This is a genomic window from Demequina salsinemoris (assembly GCF_000974805.1).
Classification (GTDB): domain Bacteria; phylum Actinomycetota; class Actinomycetes; order Actinomycetales; family Demequinaceae; genus Demequina; species Demequina salsinemoris.
This window is the reverse complement of sequence record NZ_BBQZ01000002.1, coordinates 194,009-209,830: the sequence shown is the minus strand read 5'-3', so window position 1 is coordinate 209,830 and position 15,822 is coordinate 194,009. Positions and strand designations below refer to the sequence as shown.

Annotated in this window: 19 protein-coding genes; 8 read left to right on the top strand and 11 right to left on the bottom strand. The window is 70.7% G+C overall.

The genetic code is table 11. The annotated features are described in order from the left end of the window. The first annotated feature begins 9 nt into the window (after positions 1 to 9). The 3 genes from AOP78_RS04535 (at position 10) to AOP78_RS04525 (ending at position 3,938) form a co-directional block, all read left to right on the top strand. Entirely contained in the window at positions 10 to 981 is a 972-nt protein-coding gene (locus AOP78_RS04535; RefSeq protein WP_062202035.1) for an aldo/keto reductase, read from the top strand. Positions 982 to 1,088: 107 nt separating this feature from the next. Further along, positions 1,089 to 2,984: a leucyl aminopeptidase gene (locus AOP78_RS04530; RefSeq protein WP_062202034.1), complete on the top strand. Its 1,896-nt coding sequence runs from the start codon at positions 1,089 to 1,091 to the stop codon at positions 2,982 to 2,984. A gap of 60 nt (positions 2,985 to 3,044) precedes the next feature. After that, entirely contained in the window at positions 3,045 to 3,938 is an 894-nt protein-coding gene (locus tag AOP78_RS04525; RefSeq protein ID WP_062202033.1) for a formate/nitrite transporter family protein, read from the top strand. Between the two features lie 19 nt (positions 3,939 to 3,957). On the opposite strand, the gene AOP78_RS15185 is transcribed toward AOP78_RS04525, so the two are convergent. The 6 genes from AOP78_RS15185 to AOP78_RS04500 all read right to left on the bottom strand — a co-directional run bounded on the left by AOP78_RS15185 (position 3,958) and on the right by AOP78_RS04500 (position 7,360). Continuing rightward, a complete protein-coding gene (locus AOP78_RS15185; RefSeq protein ID WP_160297594.1) occupies positions 3,958 to 4,095 on the bottom strand; it encodes a hypothetical protein in 138 nt (45 codons plus the stop codon). 172 nt (positions 4,096 to 4,267) lie between these two features. Beyond that, positions 4,268 to 4,942, bottom strand: a complete 675-nt coding sequence (locus tag AOP78_RS04520) for a TIGR00266 family protein (RefSeq protein WP_062202032.1) — start codon at positions 4,940 to 4,942, stop codon at positions 4,268 to 4,270. A gap of 66 nt (positions 4,943 to 5,008) precedes the next feature. Further along, positions 5,009 to 5,389, bottom strand: coding sequence for a DUF2255 family protein (locus AOP78_RS04515; RefSeq protein WP_062202031.1), 381 nt, complete (start codon positions 5,387 to 5,389; stop codon positions 5,009 to 5,011). Between the two features lie 120 nt (positions 5,390 to 5,509). Then, the gene (locus AOP78_RS04510; protein ID WP_174442375.1) at positions 5,510 to 6,565 is read right to left on the bottom strand and encodes a zinc-binding dehydrogenase; all 1,056 of its coding nucleotides are present in this window, start codon (positions 6,563 to 6,565) and stop codon (positions 5,510 to 5,512) included. A 52-nt stretch (positions 6,566 to 6,617) separates the two neighbouring features. After that, a complete protein-coding gene (locus tag AOP78_RS04505) occupies positions 6,618 to 7,019 on the bottom strand; it encodes a cupin domain-containing protein (RefSeq protein ID WP_062202030.1) in 402 nt (133 codons plus the stop codon). Positions 7,020 to 7,030: 11 nt separating this feature from the next. Further along, positions 7,031 to 7,360 (bottom strand): carboxymuconolactone decarboxylase family protein, encoded by a 330-nt coding sequence (locus AOP78_RS04500; protein WP_083979836.1) that lies wholly within the window; start codon positions 7,358 to 7,360, stop codon positions 7,031 to 7,033. Between the two features lie 101 nt (positions 7,361 to 7,461). Here AOP78_RS04500 and AOP78_RS04495 point away from each other — a divergent pair, with 101 nt between their 5' ends. Beyond that, complete coding sequence (locus AOP78_RS04495; RefSeq protein ID WP_062202028.1) at positions 7,462 to 8,364, top strand: helix-turn-helix transcriptional regulator; 903 nt, start codon at positions 7,462 to 7,464, stop codon at positions 8,362 to 8,364. 19 nt (positions 8,365 to 8,383) lie between these two features. Here the strand turns inward: AOP78_RS04495 and AOP78_RS04490 are convergent, their stop codons facing one another. Genes AOP78_RS04490 through AOP78_RS04480 form a run of 3 tightly spaced genes read right to left on the bottom strand, consistent with a single transcriptional unit; the run spans position 8,384 to position 10,876 of the window. Beyond that, positions 8,384 to 9,538, bottom strand: coding sequence for an acetyl-CoA C-acyltransferase (locus AOP78_RS04490; RefSeq protein ID WP_062202027.1), 1,155 nt, complete (start codon positions 9,536 to 9,538; stop codon positions 8,384 to 8,386). After that, complete coding sequence (locus tag AOP78_RS04485; RefSeq protein WP_062202026.1) at positions 9,535 to 10,179, bottom strand: CoA transferase subunit B; 645 nt, start codon at positions 10,177 to 10,179, stop codon at positions 9,535 to 9,537. Before AOP78_RS04485 ends, AOP78_RS04490 begins: the two co-directional genes overlap by 4 nt. A gap of 1 nt (position 10,180) precedes the next feature. After that, positions 10,181 to 10,876 carry a CoA transferase subunit A gene (locus AOP78_RS04480; RefSeq protein WP_062202025.1) on the bottom strand — a complete coding sequence of 232 codons (696 nt, stop codon included), beginning with the start codon at positions 10,874 to 10,876 and terminating at the stop codon, positions 10,181 to 10,183. A 138-nt stretch (positions 10,877 to 11,014) separates the two neighbouring features. On the opposite strand from AOP78_RS04480, the gene AOP78_RS04475 reads away from it, so the two are divergent. From AOP78_RS04475 to AOP78_RS04460, 4 genes are all read left to right on the top strand, one after another. Then, positions 11,015 to 11,797 carry an IclR family transcriptional regulator gene (locus AOP78_RS04475; protein WP_062202024.1) on the top strand — a complete coding sequence of 261 codons (783 nt, stop codon included), beginning with the start codon at positions 11,015 to 11,017 and terminating at the stop codon, positions 11,795 to 11,797. Between the two features lie 85 nt (positions 11,798 to 11,882). Then, positions 11,883 to 12,815, top strand: a complete 933-nt coding sequence (locus AOP78_RS04470) for a LysR family transcriptional regulator (RefSeq protein ID WP_062202023.1) — start codon at positions 11,883 to 11,885, stop codon at positions 12,813 to 12,815. A 117-nt stretch (positions 12,816 to 12,932) separates the two neighbouring features. Beyond that, positions 12,933 to 13,487 carry a quercetin 2,3-dioxygenase gene (locus AOP78_RS04465; protein ID WP_062202022.1) on the top strand — a complete coding sequence of 185 codons (555 nt, stop codon included), beginning with the start codon at positions 12,933 to 12,935 and terminating at the stop codon, positions 13,485 to 13,487. A 5-nt stretch (positions 13,488 to 13,492) separates the two neighbouring features. Continuing rightward, a complete protein-coding gene (locus AOP78_RS04460) occupies positions 13,493 to 14,302 on the top strand; it encodes an alpha/beta hydrolase (RefSeq protein WP_062202021.1) in 810 nt (269 codons plus the stop codon). A gap of 26 nt (positions 14,303 to 14,328) precedes the next feature. Here AOP78_RS04460 and AOP78_RS04455 read toward each other — a convergent pair whose 3' ends face one another. Both AOP78_RS04455 and AOP78_RS04450 read right to left on the bottom strand, forming a co-directional pair. After that, positions 14,329 to 15,120, bottom strand: coding sequence for an IclR family transcriptional regulator (locus AOP78_RS04455; RefSeq protein WP_160297593.1), 792 nt, complete (start codon positions 15,118 to 15,120; stop codon positions 14,329 to 14,331). Positions 15,121 to 15,189: 69 nt separating this feature from the next. Next, positions 15,190 to 15,744, bottom strand: a complete 555-nt coding sequence (locus AOP78_RS04450; RefSeq protein ID WP_062202019.1) for a carboxymuconolactone decarboxylase family protein — start codon at positions 15,742 to 15,744, stop codon at positions 15,190 to 15,192. Positions 15,745 to 15,822 lie beyond the last annotated feature (78 nt).

Here is a 15,822-nt window from a genome sequence, read left to right as displayed (position 1 = left end):
GAGAACGCCATGCAGTACACCCGACTCGGATCCTCAGGGCTCCGCATCAGCCGCGTCGCGCTCGGCACCATGACCTACGGCAGCCCCGAGTCCACGGTCCCCCAGTGGGGCGCGCTCGCGTGGGACGACGCAGCGCCGTTCTATCGCCAGGCCGCCGAGCTCGGCATCACGTTCTGGGACACCGCGAACGTCTACAGCGCGGGGGCGAGCGAGGAGCTCACCGGGCGCGCGATCCGCGAGTTCAGCACTCGCGACGAGGTCGTGCTGGCCACCAAGGTCCACTTCAGGATGCACGACGGCCCCGGCGGGCAGGGCCTGTCCCGCAAGGCGATCATGGAGCAGATCGACGCGTCCCTGAAGCGGCTCGGCACCGACTACGTGGACCTTTATCAGATCCACCGCTTCGACCCCGAGACCCCGATCGAGGAGACGATGGAGGCGCTCCATGACGTCGTGAAGGCCGGCAAGGCGCGCTATCTCGGCGCCTCGGCGATGCACGCGTGGCAGTTCGCGACGATGCAGCACGCGGCGGACCTGAACGGGTGGACGCGCTTCGTGTCGATGCAGGACCAGTACTCGCTGCTGTACCGCGAGGAGGAGCGGGAGATGATGGGCCTGCTCGCTCATCAGGGCGTGGGAGCGATCCCCTACTCGCCGCTCGCGAAGGGCAAGGTCACCAAGCCCTGGGGCACCACGACCTCGCGCAACACCAACGACGCCGTCGCGGACGCGACGTTCATCGACGCGGACGAGCCCGTGGTGCGAGCGGTGGAGAGGATCGCCTCGGACCGGGGCGTCCCGATGGCTCAGGTGGCGCTCGCATGGGTGCTGCGCAACCCCGTCGTCTCCGCACCCATCGTCGGCGCCACCCAGCCGCATCACCTGGACGATGCGGCCGCGGCCGTGGACGTGGAGCTCACCGACGCGGAGGTCGCCTCGCTCGAGGAGCACTACACCGCTCGCAGCCCTGCCGGGTACTGACGGCGCGTCCGCGAACGCCCGGGAAATCCGGGCGCGAAAGGCCCGCGCGGGGCTAGAGTCGAAGACGACGAGACCGGTCGGCATGCAGGGGAAGGAAAGGATCGTCCATGGCTCCCTCGGAAGATGTCCTTGACCCGGAGAGCGCGCCGCTCTCCTCGCTCGATGCGGTGCCGGAGCCTCAGCCCGGCGCCCTCCCGGAGGGGCCGATCGCCTTCCTCGTGACGTCCGACGATCCCGCCAAGGCGCCTGGCGTCGATGCCTCCGCCCTCTCAGCCATCGGCTTCACGGGAGAGGCCGGCAGCACCGCGGTCGTCCCCCACGGCGACCGGCCGATCATCCTGGCCGGGATCGGGTCCGCCGACGAGGTGAGCCTCGACACGATCCGCGACTCGGCGGCGGTCGCCGCTCGCGTGCTCGCGAAGGAGTCGGGGCACCTGACCGTCGCCGTCGCGGCCACCGACCTGGACCCCGCGGCCGCCGCATCGTCCCTGGTGGAGGGCGCCATCCTGGGGCGCTACCGCTACACCGCGCTCAAGAACGAGGCGAAGTGCCTTCCGCTCGAGGCCCTGGGCGTCTTCGTCGACGGCGGGTCTCGCGAGGCGATCGAGGCTGGCGTCGCCGCGGCCGCGCCGACGATCCGCGCCGCGGTCGTCGCGCGCGACCTCGCCAACACGCCCGCCGGGATCCTCACGGCCACCCGCATGGGAGAGGTCGCGGAGCAGCTCGGCGACCGCTACGGCTTCGAGGTCGACGCTCTCGGCCCGGAGGAGCTCGCGGAGATGGGGTGCGGGGGCCTGCTGGGCGTCAACGCCGGCAGCGCCGAGGAGCCGCGCCTCATCGTGCTCACCTACAACCCCGAGGGCGAGGTCATCGGCCACCTCGGCATGGTGGGCAAGGGCATCATGTACGACTCGGGCGGCATCAGCCTCAAGCCCTCCGACCCGATGCACCTGCTCATGAAGATCGACATGGGCGGCGCCGCCGCGGTGCTCGGAGCCTTCACCGCGCTCGCCGACCTGGGCGTGAAGGCCAAGGTGTCGGCGTGGCTCATGTGCACCGACAACATGCCTTCGGGGTCCGCGACCAAGCTCGGGGACGTGCTCGTCGCGCGCAACGGCAAGACGGTCGAGGTCAAGAACACCGACGCCGAGGGCCGCCTGGTCCTCATGGACGGCCTGTCGCTCGCGGTCGAGGCCGAAGTCGACGCCGTGATCGACATCGCGACCCTCACCGGCGCGGCGCTCATGGCGCTCGGCAAGTCGCGTGCCGCGTTCTTCGCCAACGACGACGACATGGCCGCGCAGGTCGAGGCCGCCGCCGCCGCGGTCGACGAGCAGGTCTGGCGCATGCCGCTCGAGAAGAGGTACCGCAAGCTCATCGACTCGAAGATCGCGGACATCGCGAACATCGGCGGGCCCTACGCCGGCGCGACGACGGCGGCGCTGTTCCTGCAGGAGTTCGTCGACCACACGCCGTGGGCGCACATCGACATCGCCGGCACGATGCAGACCGAGGAGGACGACGCGTGGCGCCCCTCGGGCGCGACGGGCTACGGCGCGCGGCTGCTCGCGACGGTCGCGGCGGGATTCTCCGCGGTCCCCGACGACGAGGACGAGACTGCCGTCGGCGCGGAGCCCCCCGAGGCGGAGGACGCGCCGGAGGAGCCGGAGCCCGTCGCGGCAGAGGAAGCGCCTGACGCGACACGACTCGACGAGGGAGATGACGCGGACTCCGCCGCAGACGAGTCGTCCGCCGACGCCCCGGACGAGGCGTCCGCCGATGAGCTGGCCACAGACGAGGCGCCCGCAGACGAGTCCACCGCCCCCGACTTCGACGAGGTGCTCGCCGGGCCGGCGGCCGAGGACGACGAGCCCGCGGCCGAGAACGCGCAGGAGCCCGAGGATGCCCCCGGCGCCGAGGCGGGCTCGGAGCAGGACGACGCTTCCGCGCCGGGCCCGGACTGGTCCCCTGTCACCCAGGAGGGCGACGACGAGGAGCGTTAGCCAGGCCCGATAGTGCGTCCATCCCGGCACGCGGCACGCACTGTCGGTAGCGTGGGTGCCATGGCCGATACCAGTCAGCTGTTCCCGGGAAAGCACTTCATCTCGACGGTGCTCGACGCGCTGGAGACCAAGACCACCATGAGCGGCGGTCTGGCACGCATCTATCTCATGAGGGCGGCCATGGCGGGCCTCCTCATCGGGATCATGTACGTCACCAACTACACGGTGCTGGCAGCGTTCGCGGGCGTCGGCGACGGCTCGCTCGTCGACATCGGCAAGATCGTCGGCGCGCTCATCTTCGGCTTCGCGCTGGTCTTCATCTACTACTCGAAGTCCGAGCTGCTGACGTCGAACATGATGATCGTCTCGATCGGCGCGTACTACCGTCGCACCACACCCTGGAGGGCGACCCGCATCCTGCTGCTGTGCTACGGCGGGAACATCGTGGGCGGGATCGTCGTGGCGCTCATGGTCTACTTCTCGAGCCTGGGCGATGGCGCTGTCGGCGAGCAGATGCAGCACAGCGTCGACGTCAAGCTCGGCTACCTGTCGGAGGGCGCCGCCGGCTGGGGCGACCTGTTCGTCCGCGCGGTGCTGTGCAACTTCATGATCAACCTGGCGATGCTGCTGGTCTACAACGGCCTCATCAAGGACGACTTCATGAAGTCGCTCGCGATGATCATGAGCGTGTTCATCTTCGCGTTCGTGGGCTTCGAGCACTCGGTCGCGAACACGGTCCTGTTCACGGTGGTCGGCATGAAGGACGGCATCGATGTCGGCCTCGCGCTCGGCAACCTCGCGATCGTGCTCGTCGGCAACTTCATCGGCGGTGGCCTGCTGATCGGCTACTACTACGCGTACGCGAACGACGACCGCAAGTACCTGCGCAGCCAGAGCCTTCGCGGCCCGCAGCTGGGCGACGCCGTGGATGCCTCCTCGCTGGACGAGGACTGAGACGCGGGCCGCTCCCGCTTCAGGCGGCCTGGTCTGCGGGCACGTGCACGGTGTGCGTCGCGATCAGCAGCGCCTGCTGCTCCGCGGTGAGCTCGTGCGCGGACGCGAGCACTCGCCACACGGAGATCGTGGGCCGGTCGGTGGACTCGTCGCTCATGGGCTTGCTCCTTTCGTCGTCTGCCCTGCCTATCGGCGGCATGGTGACAGCGTGGAGGATCGCGGGCGCACGGCGACAGCGGATGTGACGGGGATCTCAGGCGCACAGCGACCGAGGCGGACGCCCCGTCCGAGCCGCCGACACGGTCGCGTCGCGGCCGCCGGCCGTCGCGCTAGTTGTTGCTCTGAGGGTTGACCCGGCGGATCCAGTCGATGAGGTCGCCGCTCGAGCGCGTCTGCAACCACACCCGTCCGGGACCGATGAAGTCCGTGACGAGGCCCTCGCCTCCGAGGATGGTGGACTTCCAGCTGCCTGCCTTGCGGACGCCGTACTGGACGGTGTCGTCGAACGCGACCACATGCCCGGTGTCGAGCGTCATCCGCTCTCCCGCAGCGAGAGTGGCGCTCTGGATCGCTCCGTAGGAGGCGAGCAGCACCTCTCCCACGCCCGAGCAGCGCAGCAGGATCAGCCCTTCTCCCGAGAAGAACGAACGCCCGCCTCCCCATGACGAGTCGACCTGGATCGCCGGGTCGGACGCGATCCAGGACCCGGACTGAACGAGCAGCGACCCCGTCCCGTCGAGCGAGACCTCGACCATGTCGCCCGGGAGCGCAGCGGCGACGCCGACCTGTCCGCCCGACCCGGAGTGGAAGTCGTTGACGAAGAAGCTCTCGCCGCCGAGCGTGCGCTTGAGGCCCGCCATGAAGCCGCCTCGCGTGGAGGTCTCGATGGCGATGTCACCGCGGGTCATCGCCATCGCGCCGGCCTCGACCCGGACGCTGCCTCCCGGCGGCACCGCGATGTACCCGATCGCGAATGCGGGTCCGGAGGTGATCGTGACGTCCATGCTCTTCCCCTCGTGGCATCGGGACGCATCGGCCCCTGAGCCTTCACCGTAGCGGAGGGACCCCTGCTAGGCGGGGACGACGCGGAACGTTCCCAGGTAGGTCGACTCACCCGTGATCGCCCCGACATACACCGGCCCGTACCTGTCGTACTTGGCGTGGAGCGCATCGTCGATGCGGGTCTGCACCGCGTCGTCCTCAGGCACCAGAGAGAGCGTCACGTCGCGCTCGACTCCCCCGGCGACGATGCGGCCGGCGCCCGAACGCCGAGCGCGTCGGAACCACGGATTGTCGAAGCCGTGCGCGGAACGGACGTAGATGTCGTCGCCCTCGCGGGCGACCCAGATGGTGACGAAGCCCCGCAGCGTGCCGTCGGCACGGCGGGAGGTGATGAGGAGCTCGCTCGCGCCGCCGATGCGCGCGAGCTCGTCGGCGGACCAGGCAGTCATGTCGGTGTCCCTTCTTCGAGTTTCAGGATGCGGGAACGCCCGGCGCCGCGCCTCTCGGCGGGGCACCGGGCTTCCGGAACGCGGGCGCGGCATGGGGGGTGTGCCGCGCCCGCGTCCAGGTCACAGCGCCGGGTCGACCATCACCTTGAGGGACTCGCGCGCATCCATGGCGGCGTACGCAGCCGGCACCTCGGACAGACCCACGACGCGGTCGAACACCTTGCCGGGGTCGATCGTGCCATCGAGCACCTGCTGGATCGCGTCCTCGAGGTAGGCGCGCACGGGTGCGGGGCCGCCGGCGAGGCGGGCGTTCTTGCCGAACAGCGAGCCGAACCCGATGGGAGCCTCCTCGTACTGCGGCACGCCCACGCGGGAGATGACGCCTCCGGGTCGGACGATCCCGTACGACTGCTCGTAAGCAGGCATGTGGCCGACGGCCTCGAGCACCACGTGGGCGCCCTCGCCGTTCGTCAGCTCCATCACCTTGGTGACGCCCTCGGCGCCGCGCTCGGCGACCACGTCGGTGGCGCCCCACTCGCGGCCGAGGTCGGTGCGGTCCTCGTGGCGGCCCATGAGGATGACCTTGCCGGCGCCGAGCTGCTTGGCGGCGAGCACGGCGGACAGGCCCACGGCGCCGTCGCCGACGACCGCGACGGTCTGACCCGCCTCGATCTTCGCCATGTATGCGGCGTGGAAGCCGGTCAGGTAGACGTCGGACAGCGCGAGCAGCGACTTGAGCAGATCCTCGGATGCGGTCTCGGGGTCGACGCCCGGCACGGCCACGGCCGAGCCGTCGGCCTGCGGGATGCGGGCGTACTCGGCCTGGAGGCCGTCCGCCTGCGGAGTTCCGTACCAGCCGCCGTGGACGCACGCGGTCTGCATGCCCTCCTGGCAGAACACGCACGTATTGTCCTGGAACGCGAACGGGACGACGACGAAGTCGCCCTTCTTCAAGGTCTTCACATCAGCACCGACCTCCTCGACGACCGCGATGAGCTCGTGGCCCATCGACAGCCCCTGCTCCATGGCGGGCAGCGAGTGGTAGGGGTGCAGGTCGGAGCCGCAGACGCACGCGCGCACGGTGCGCACGATCGCGTCGGTCGGCTGCTGTATGACGGGCTTGGGGACGTCGACGATGCGGACATCGCCGGCGCCGTACATGTAGGTGGCCTTCATGAGGCGTGGTTCTCCTAGGGGTGGGGTGTATCAGGGACGATGCGGGAGGGGATCAGCGAGCGCCGGGCAGGTCTTCGTCGGCGACGTGCTCCTTCCAGATGGTCGACTCCGCGGGGTTGTCCGCGTTCTCGACCACCGCGATGTGCTGCATGAAGCAGTCACCCGCAGCGTGGAAGTGGTCCTCGTTCGGAGGCGTGTACAGCGTCTGGCCAGCGCGGACCTCGATGAGGTTGCCGTCGCGGTCGCCGAAGTACGCGGTGCCCTCGGTCACGTGGAGGAACTGACCTCGCGCGTGCGAGTGCCACGCGGTGCGCGCGTGCGGCCCGAAGCGGACGGTGCCGACGAACGCGCGCTGCGCGTCGCTCTGCGGCGGCGCGATGACGTCGAGCCACACGTCGCCCGCGAACTGCTCGGACGGATTCTTGATGGTCGGAATCGTGGGAAGGATCTGCATGAGGTGCTCCTCTACTGGTGCTGTGCGAACAGCTGCTTGGCGAGGGTGAGCGCGGACACGGTGCGCGGCCACCCCGTGTAGAACGCGACGTGCGTGATGGCCTCGACGACCTCGTCCTCGGTGAGGCCGTTGGCGATCCCCATCGGGATGTGCGCCTTGAGCTGCTCGATGCTGCCCGCGGTCACGAGGCTCGTGATGGTCACGAGGCTGCGGTCACGTGGGGACAGCTCGTCGGTGCGCGACCACACCTTTCCGAAGAGGACGTCATCCGTCAGCCCTACGAACGTCGGGGCGAATCCGCCCATCATCTTCTGCATCGGGGTCTGATCTGAACTGGTCATGACTCAAGTTCACGTCGGCTCGCGCACATGAACCAGGTGCTGTCAGGGGTGGCACCACCAGTACCCCCTTCCGGGACGATGCGGCACGTACCGTGGGTCTCATGACTTCCCGAGACGAGGTGCGCGAGTTCCTGGTGAGCCGCCGTGCGAAGGTGACCCCGGAGATGGTCGGACTGCCCTCCGCGGGCAATCGCCGGGTGCCGGGGCTGCGGCGCGGCGAGGTCGCGGTGCTCGCCGGGGTCAGCGTCGAGTACTACACGAAGCTCGAGCGCGGGGACCTGCGAGGCGTCTCGGACGAGGTGCTCGAGGCGATCGCGTCCGCGCTGCGCTTCTCCGAGGCCGAACACCGCCATCTGTTCGACCTCGCGCGCACCGCGAACGCGGGCGCCAGGGCGCGCAAGCGCGCTGCCCCGCGGACGTCGATCCGCCCGAGCCTGCTTCACCTGCTCGACTCGGTGTCCACCGGAGCGGCCGTGCTCGGCGACCGCACCTCCGGCATCGTCGCGACGAACGCCCTCGCACGTGCCCTGTACGACCCCCTGTACCGGGCGATGGGCGAACGGGTGAGCTACGCCCGCTACATCTTCTTCGATCCGAGCGCGCGCCAGTTCTACCCGGACTGGGAGGACATCGCCGACTCGTCGGTCGCGAGCCTGCGCACGGTGGCCGGCCGCAATCCCTTCGACAAGGAGATCACGGACCTGGTCGGCGAACTGTCGACTCGCTCCGAGGAGTTCCGCGTGCGGTGGGCCCGGCACGACGTGCGCCTCCACATCGAGGGGATCAAACGGGTGAACCACCCTGAGGTAGGCATGCTCGAGCTCGAGTACAACACGCTCGCGCTCCCCGCGGACGAGGATCTGTCCCTCACGGTCTACGCCGCCGCGCCCGGATCTGCGTCGGCGGAGAAGCTCGGCCTGCTCGCTGCGTGGTGGGCCACGGAGTCGCCCGGCGCTCCCGCGCGCATCCCCGAGCAGCCGACCACGGCACGAACCGTCTCGTGACGCCCTGCGTCCTGACCGGTCAGAGCGCCTCCACGACGACCGCGGAGCCCTGGCCCCCGCCGCCGCAGATCGCCGCGACGCCGAGCGCGCCCGCTCCCGCCGCCGCAGCGGTCCGCGCGACCGTGCCGACGATGCGTGCTCCCGACGCTCCGATCGGGTGACCGAGCGCGATCGCTCCCCCGTGCGCGTTGACGAGCGCGGGATCGACGCCGAGGCTCCTGGTCGACGCGAGCGACACCGCGGCGAACGCCTCCGAGATCTCCCAGGCCGCCACATCGTCCACTGTCCTTCCGGCGCGCTCGAGCGCCGCGCGTGCAGCGTTGGCCGGCTGGACGTGGAGCGAGACGTCGGGCCCCGCGACGAGCGCCCAGGACACGACGCGCGCGAGCGGATTCGGGGCCACGCCTTCCCGGGCGAGCACGAGCGCGGCGGCGCCATCGGAGATCTGGGACGCGTTGCCGGCCGTGATCGTGCCGCGCCCTCCGAACGCGGGTCGGAGGCGGGCGAGCGACTCGACCGTCGTCCCCGGCCGCACCCCATCGTCGGCCGTCACCGCCTCCGCCCCAGGCTTGGGCTCGAGCGGGGCGATCTCCTGGGCCTGGAATGCGGACGAGTCTGCGAGCCGTCGATGGGACTCGGCGGCCCACGCGTCCTGCTCCTCGCGGGTGAGGTCGTAGCGCTCCGAGTGCTCCTCGGTCGAGACACCCATCGCCCGATGCTCGAACGCGTCGGTGAGGCCGTCGTGAGCCATGGTGTCGAGCAGCTCGATCGCTCCGTACCTCGCGCCCATGCGCGACCCCGCGTACGCGTGGGGCGCGAGCGTCATGGACTCCATGCCGATCGTGAGGACGACGTCGGCCTCGCCTGTCTCGATGAGCCGCGCGCCCTGAGCGACGGCCTCGGTGCCGGACAGGCACACGACGTTGAGCGTCGATGCGGGCGTGGTCATCGGCACGCCCGCGCCGACCGCGGCCTGGCGAGCGGGGTTCTGACCGACGCCTCCCTGGAGCACCTGGCCCGCGACCACCCGGTCCACGGAAGCGGGCGCCAGTCCAGCGCGTTCGAGCGCCGCCGCGGCCGCGTGAGCACCCAGCGCCGTCGCTGGGATACGCGCGAACTGCCCGCAGTACTTCACGAACGGCGTGCGGGCGTAGCCCGCGATGACGACGCTCACGCGACCTCCAGCTCGATGCGCACCGGAGCCCCCGTCGACTCGACGACCTGCTGCTCGGTGACGTCGGGGGCGAGCCTGCGCAGCACCAGGGAGCCGTCGACCACGTCGAGGACGCACAGGTCGGTGACGATGCGGTCGACGACCCCGACGCCGGTGAGCGGGAGGGTGCACTGCTCGACGATCTTCGGCGATCCGTCCCTCGCGACATGGTCGGTGATGACGACGACCCGCTTGGTGCCCGCGACCAGGTCCATCGCTCCGCCCATGCCCTTGACGAGCTTGCCCGGGATGGTCCAGTTCGCGAGGTCGCCCGCCTGGGAGACCTGCAGCGCGCCGAGGATCGCGGCGTCGACGTGACCGCCACGGATCATCGCGAACGAGGTCGCCGAGTCGAAGAAGCTTCCCCCGGGAAGCACCGTCACGGTCTGCTTGCCCGCGTTGATGAGGTCGGCGTCCTCGTCCCCGGCAAGAGGGAACGGTCCCATGCCGAGCATCCCGTTCTCGCTCTGCAGCGTCACGCTCACGCCGGGTGGCAGGTGGTTCGCCACGAGCGTCGGGATGCCGATCCCGAGGTTCACGTACTGGCCGTCCTCGAGCTCCTCGGCGGCGACGGCCGCCATCTCGTCACGCGTCCACGGCATGTCAGGCCTCCCTCGTCGTGCGCTGCTCGATGTCCTTGACGCGCGGCGCGCAGCGCACGAGGCGCTGCACGAAGATGCCAGGGGTCTCGACCGTGTCGGGGTCGAGCGGATGCGGGTCGACCTCCTCGGCCTCCGCGATCGTCACGCGACCGGACATCGCCGCGAGCGGGTTGAAGTTCCGCGCCGTGAAGCGGTACCTGAGGTTGCCCGCGGTGTCGGCGCGGTGAGCCTTGACCAAGGCCACGTCGGCGACGATGCCGCGCTCGAGCACGTACTCGACGCCGTCGAACACGGAGGTCGGCTTGCCCTCGGCGACCGGAGTGCCGACGCCGGTGCGCGTGTAGAAGCCCGCGATCCCGGAGCCTCCGGCTCGCATCCGTTCCGCGAGCGTCCCCTGGGGCGCGAACTCCACGTCGAGCCGGCCGGCGAGATACTGCTCGGCGAAGAGCTTGTTCTCGCCGACGTACGAGGCGACGACCTTGCGGACCTGCCCCGCCTCGAGGAGCACGCCCAGGCCCTTGCCGTCGACCCCCATGTTGTTGCTCACGATGGTGAGGTCACGCGCGCCCGTGTCCCGCAGCGCCTCGATCAGGTCGGTGGGGTTCCCGCTGAGCCCGAACCCTCCGACGGCGATGATCTGACCGTCCTGCACCACGTCCGCGACGGCCTCGGCCGCGCTCCCGTACAGCTTTCCCATGACGCCCGACTCCTTTGTCTGACCACATCGTGGATTCCTCGGACGCTAGTTCGCAGTAGAGGACACGTCAATGACATGACACGATGTGGTCAGAGACGCGGCACGAGACCACATTGTGGACGAACGGGGAGGGCGCGCATGGCCGAGCAGGGAGCGCAGGTCGTCGCGCGGATCGGCGCCGTGCTGCGCACGCTCAGCGCGAGCGCGGGAGCGCCGCTGCCGACCTCACGCGTCGCCGAGGCCACGCACCTGACCCGGCCGACCACGCATCGTCTGCTCGCGGCGCTCGCCGCCGAGGGGCTCGTGGACCGCGACCCTGACCGCGGATGGCTGCTCGGACCGGAGGCGTACATCCTGGGCTCCGTGGCGGCGGAGCGCTACGACATCACGGCGCTCGCGTCCGGCGCGGTGCGCGAGGTCGCCCGGCACACGGGCGAGAGCGCCTTCCTCTCGGCCCGTCGAGGCGACGAGACCGTGTGCCTGCTGCGCGAGGAGGGATCCTTCCCGTTGCGCTCGCACGTGCTCTACGAGGGCATCCGCTTCCCGCTGGGCGTCGCCTCGGCCGGCCTGGCCATCCTTGCGATGTCCCCCGCCGCCGAGCGCGAGGCCTATCTCGCGCGGGCCGACCTTGCGGCCGCGTGGGGCCCTGCGCACTCGGCCGACGCCCTGCGCGAGCGCCTCGAGAGCGCTCGCCGCACCGGCTATGTCGTCAACCCTGGGCTCATCGTCGAGGGCAGCTGGGGGATGGCCGCAGCGATCTTCGACGCGTCCGGCCGACCCGCGTGGGCGCTGTCCGCCACGGGCGTCGAGTCGCGCTTCGGACCCGATCGGAGGCCGGAGATCGGGCGGATCCTGCTCGAGCAGGCGCACGCCGTGGGCAGGCTGATCGCCGACCGCGGCGTCGGACGTCCGGCGGGCTGAACGGTCTCGCTCGTGGGAATGCGCCCGCGCGGATAGGCTGTTCCTCACGATCGAGGCGACGATGCCTCGAGTGCGGAGGATCACCGTGGACGTCGCGATCCACACCCTGAGGTACTTCAGCGTGCTCGCCGAGGAGCTCCACTTCGGGCGCGCCGCGGAGAGGCTCTCCATCTCCTCGCCCTCGCTGAGCCAGCAGATCGCGGGGCTCGAGCGGTCGGTCGGCGGCCAGCTGTTCGAGCGCACGTCGCGCTCGGTCGCGCTCACGGGCCTCGGCGCCTCCCTCGTGCCGTACGCGGCGAAGGTCATCGATGCTCACGACGAGCTGTGCGGGTGGGCGGAGCGGCAGCGCGCGGCCACGGGGCCGACGCTCCGCATCGGCGTGGTCGCGGCCGGCGCCGCGCCGCTCACCGCGACCATCATGAACGCGGTCAGGTCGATCCCCGACCTGCGGCTCGAGATGCGGCGCGTCGGATTCTTCGAGGTCGTGTCGGAGCTCCTGGCGGATCGCGTCGACGTGGTCCTCGCCGCGGCCCCACTCGAGCACGACCCCGCCCTCGTGAGCACGAGCCCGCTCTGGACCGAGCCGCGCGTGCTCGTCGTCCCGTCCGGCCACCCGCTCGCCGACCGGGACTCCATCTCGATCGACGAGATCCCGGACGAGACCTTCATCGCGGCCTCCGGCGCCGACCGCGCCGCGCTCGCGTGGTGGCTCGTCGACCCTCGGCCGGATGGGAGCCACCCACGCATCGGTGCGCACGCGAACGACATCGAGGGCATCCTCGATCTCGTCGAGGCGGGCGTGGGCGTGAACATCGCCGCAGCGTCTGCGGCGTCGCACTTCCCCAGGCCGACGCTCGCGTTCGTGCCGATCCGGGACATCGAGCCCGCGACGGTGCTCCTGTGCACGCGTGCTCAGCGCACGGAGATCGCGGAGAGCTTCGCCAGGATCGCGCAGACCGAGGCGCGTCGCGCCTGGGCCGCGGGCGGCGCGCCCGGGACGTCCACGGCGGATCGTTAGGGAACACCTCACGATCGTTAAGGAGGACGTACTTCCGTTCGCCTGTGCACCCGGCCATGCTGGTGCCACCGGGGCGACAACGGCGTCGCCCCTGAACCCCACAAGGAGGTTGGGTCGATGTCCCCGAACGACTCCAGCACGCTTGCACCTCAGCACACCGGGATCCTCCCCGGCAGCCCCAAGCCCTTCTACCTCGACAACGGCGAGGGCGAGAAGTCGGTCGTCTTCGACACGCTGTTCACGATCCTGCTGACCGGCGACGAGACGGACGACCAGTACGACGTCTTCAGCTGCGAGGGCAACGCGGGCGACATCATCCCCGCGCACATCCACCCGTTCACTCACGAGATCTTCTTCATCATCGACGGCGCGGTCCACCTGTGGATGGACGACGAGCAGGGCTTCAAGGACGACCGCGTGCTCACGGCAGGCGGCTTCGGCTATGTCCCGAAGGGCACGATCCACGCGTTCCGCATGGAGGCGACCTCCAAGATCATGGGCGTCAGCTCCGCGGGCTTCGCGCGCTTCTTCCACGCGATGGGCCGCCCCACCGACAAGCCCGGCATCCCGACGCCGAACGAGTTCTTCATCCCGACCGTCGATCAGATGAGGACCGCGGGAGAGCTCTACGGGACGGTGTTCCGCCCCGATTACAACTTCCTCGAGGACTGAGCTCGGTGAAGACCGAGCCACGGGAGTCGACCGCGCTCCGCGATGTGGTGTTCGCGGAGCCGGTCGGCTACCGACCCCTGTCCCTCGACCTCTACCCTGCCCCCGTCCCAGGCGCGCCCGTCGTGGTGTTCGTGCACGGTGGCGGGTGGAGGGTGGGAAGCCGAGCCACGCTCACGCCGACGATGCCGGGACCCGACCCGTTCGCGCGCATCGCGGCGGCGGGGCTCGCGGTCGCGTCGGTCGACTATCGGCTGAGCGGCGAGGCGTGCTTCCCCGCCCAGGTGGACGACGTGGCCGCCGCCCTGTCGTGGGTGCGGGACCACGCGGAGGAGCTCGACATCGATGTCTCGCGCATCGTGCTGTGGGGCGAGTCCGCGGGAGCGACGCTCGCAGCGCTCGTCGCCCTGCACGACGATCCGGCGGCACGCGAAGGCGTGGTCGGGGTCGTGGACTGGTACGGACCCTCCGATCTGGTGGCCCTCGCCGAGTCCGAGGGCGCGCTCGATGACCCCGCCAACCGCGAGGCCGGGTGGCTCGGCCACGCCGTCGGCGCGAACATCGCGCGCGCGAGGGACGCGAGCCCGGTCACGCACGTGCGAGCGGGCGCGCCCCCGTTCCACATCACTCACGGCACGGACGACGGCGCGGTGCCGCCCGCGCAGAGCGTGGCGCTCGCCGAGGCGCTGCTCGCCGCGGGCTGCGACGCGCGGCTGACACTGGTGCCAGGCGCAGGACATCTCTGGCAGGGCGAGGTCGACCGTGACGCCCTGCTGGAGACGGCGATCGAGTTCTGCCTCCGCGTCACAGAGCCGTGACCGGCAACGCCGTCACACCGAACGCGTCAGCCGGCCGAGAGCCTGAGCGAGATCTCCTGGGCGGTCGCGCGCAGCGACTCGAGGAGCGGCCCTCGGAGCTCGTCGGCGCTGTGACGGTTGGCCGCGACCGCGATGTTGATGGCCGCGACCGGCGTCCCGCCGACGCCGAAGACGGGAACCGACACGGACCGCAGCCCGATCGCGACCTCCTGGTCCTGCACGGCGTAGCCCTCGGTGCGGATCGCGAGGCAATCGGCGTCGAGCGCGTCGAGCGAGTCCACGGCGTTGGGGCCGGCAGCGGCCGCGAAGTCGTGGTCGCGCAGGACCTCGTGCCGTTCGGACTCGGGCAGGTAGGCGAGCAGCAGCTTGCCCATGCTCGTGTAGGCGGCCGGCAGCGTGGAGCCGACCTGGACGTTGGCGGTCACGAGGTCCGAGTTGCGCAGCCGCACCAGGTACAGCACGTGGTCGCCGAGCAGCACGCCGAGGTTGACGGTCTCCCCCGTGCCCTCAGCGAGGCGGCGCAGCGGCCGCTCGGCGGCCTGCACGAGGCTCGAGCCTCGCAGCGCGGCCGAGCCGAGCGTGAGGACCGCGACGCCGGGCCGCACCGTGCCGTCCTCGAGGCGCTCGACGAACCCCTCCTCCTCGAGCGTCGCGACGACGCGGAAGGCCGTCGGCATCGGGATGCCGGTGAGCTCGCTGATCTCGCGCAGCTTGAGGCCCGTGACGGTCTCGTCGAAGAGCCTCAGCACGTCGAGACCCTTGGCGAGCGCCTCGATCCGGTAGCGGTTGCCCGCCTTCTCGTCCTCAGTCGCTTTCACGGAACCCCCTGCTTTCATAGAACGAAACGCTATCTCGCTTGCCGAGGTCCAGCAATGGGGCGCACGCCGTCAGCCCTCGACCCGGAACACGCGGAGCTGGAGCGCGAGCGTCGCGTAGTACCCGACGAGCGTCGTGAGCTCGAAGACGACCGCCGCCCCCAGCGAGGCGTCGGCCTCCGCCCAGACCGCATCGTCCAGGTCGCCGTCGAGGAGCGCGAGCGCCACGCGAGCGACGACGCCGTCGACCCCCTCGAACACGGTCGCGTCCTGGGCGCGCAGCGCCACGAGCTCGTCGGGCGCGAGCCCGCACGCCGCGCCGACCGCCTCGTGCGCCTCGCGCTCGAACCCGCTGCCCCACCGAGCCGCGACCAGCAGGATCGCGATCTCGCGCGCACGATCCGGGAGCGCGCCGCGGTAGCGCAGCGCGGAACCGACCGCTTGCAGCGCGGCCCCGAGATCCGGCGCGAGCAGCATCGCGTTGAAGGGCCCGCGCAGGGACCCGTCGGAGCGCGTGAGCGCGAAGTGCTGGGGCCCCGCGGCGCGCGGCCCGCCGGCGATCGCCTCGTAAAGCGACGCCTGCGCCTCGTCGAGCGCGCCGGGCGCCAGGGCGGGAATCCTCGCCATGAACTGCTCCGTTCGGGTCGTGCGGCGGGTTGCGGTTGACGCACCCCGACTACCGCCATAGATTTAATCACCGAAACC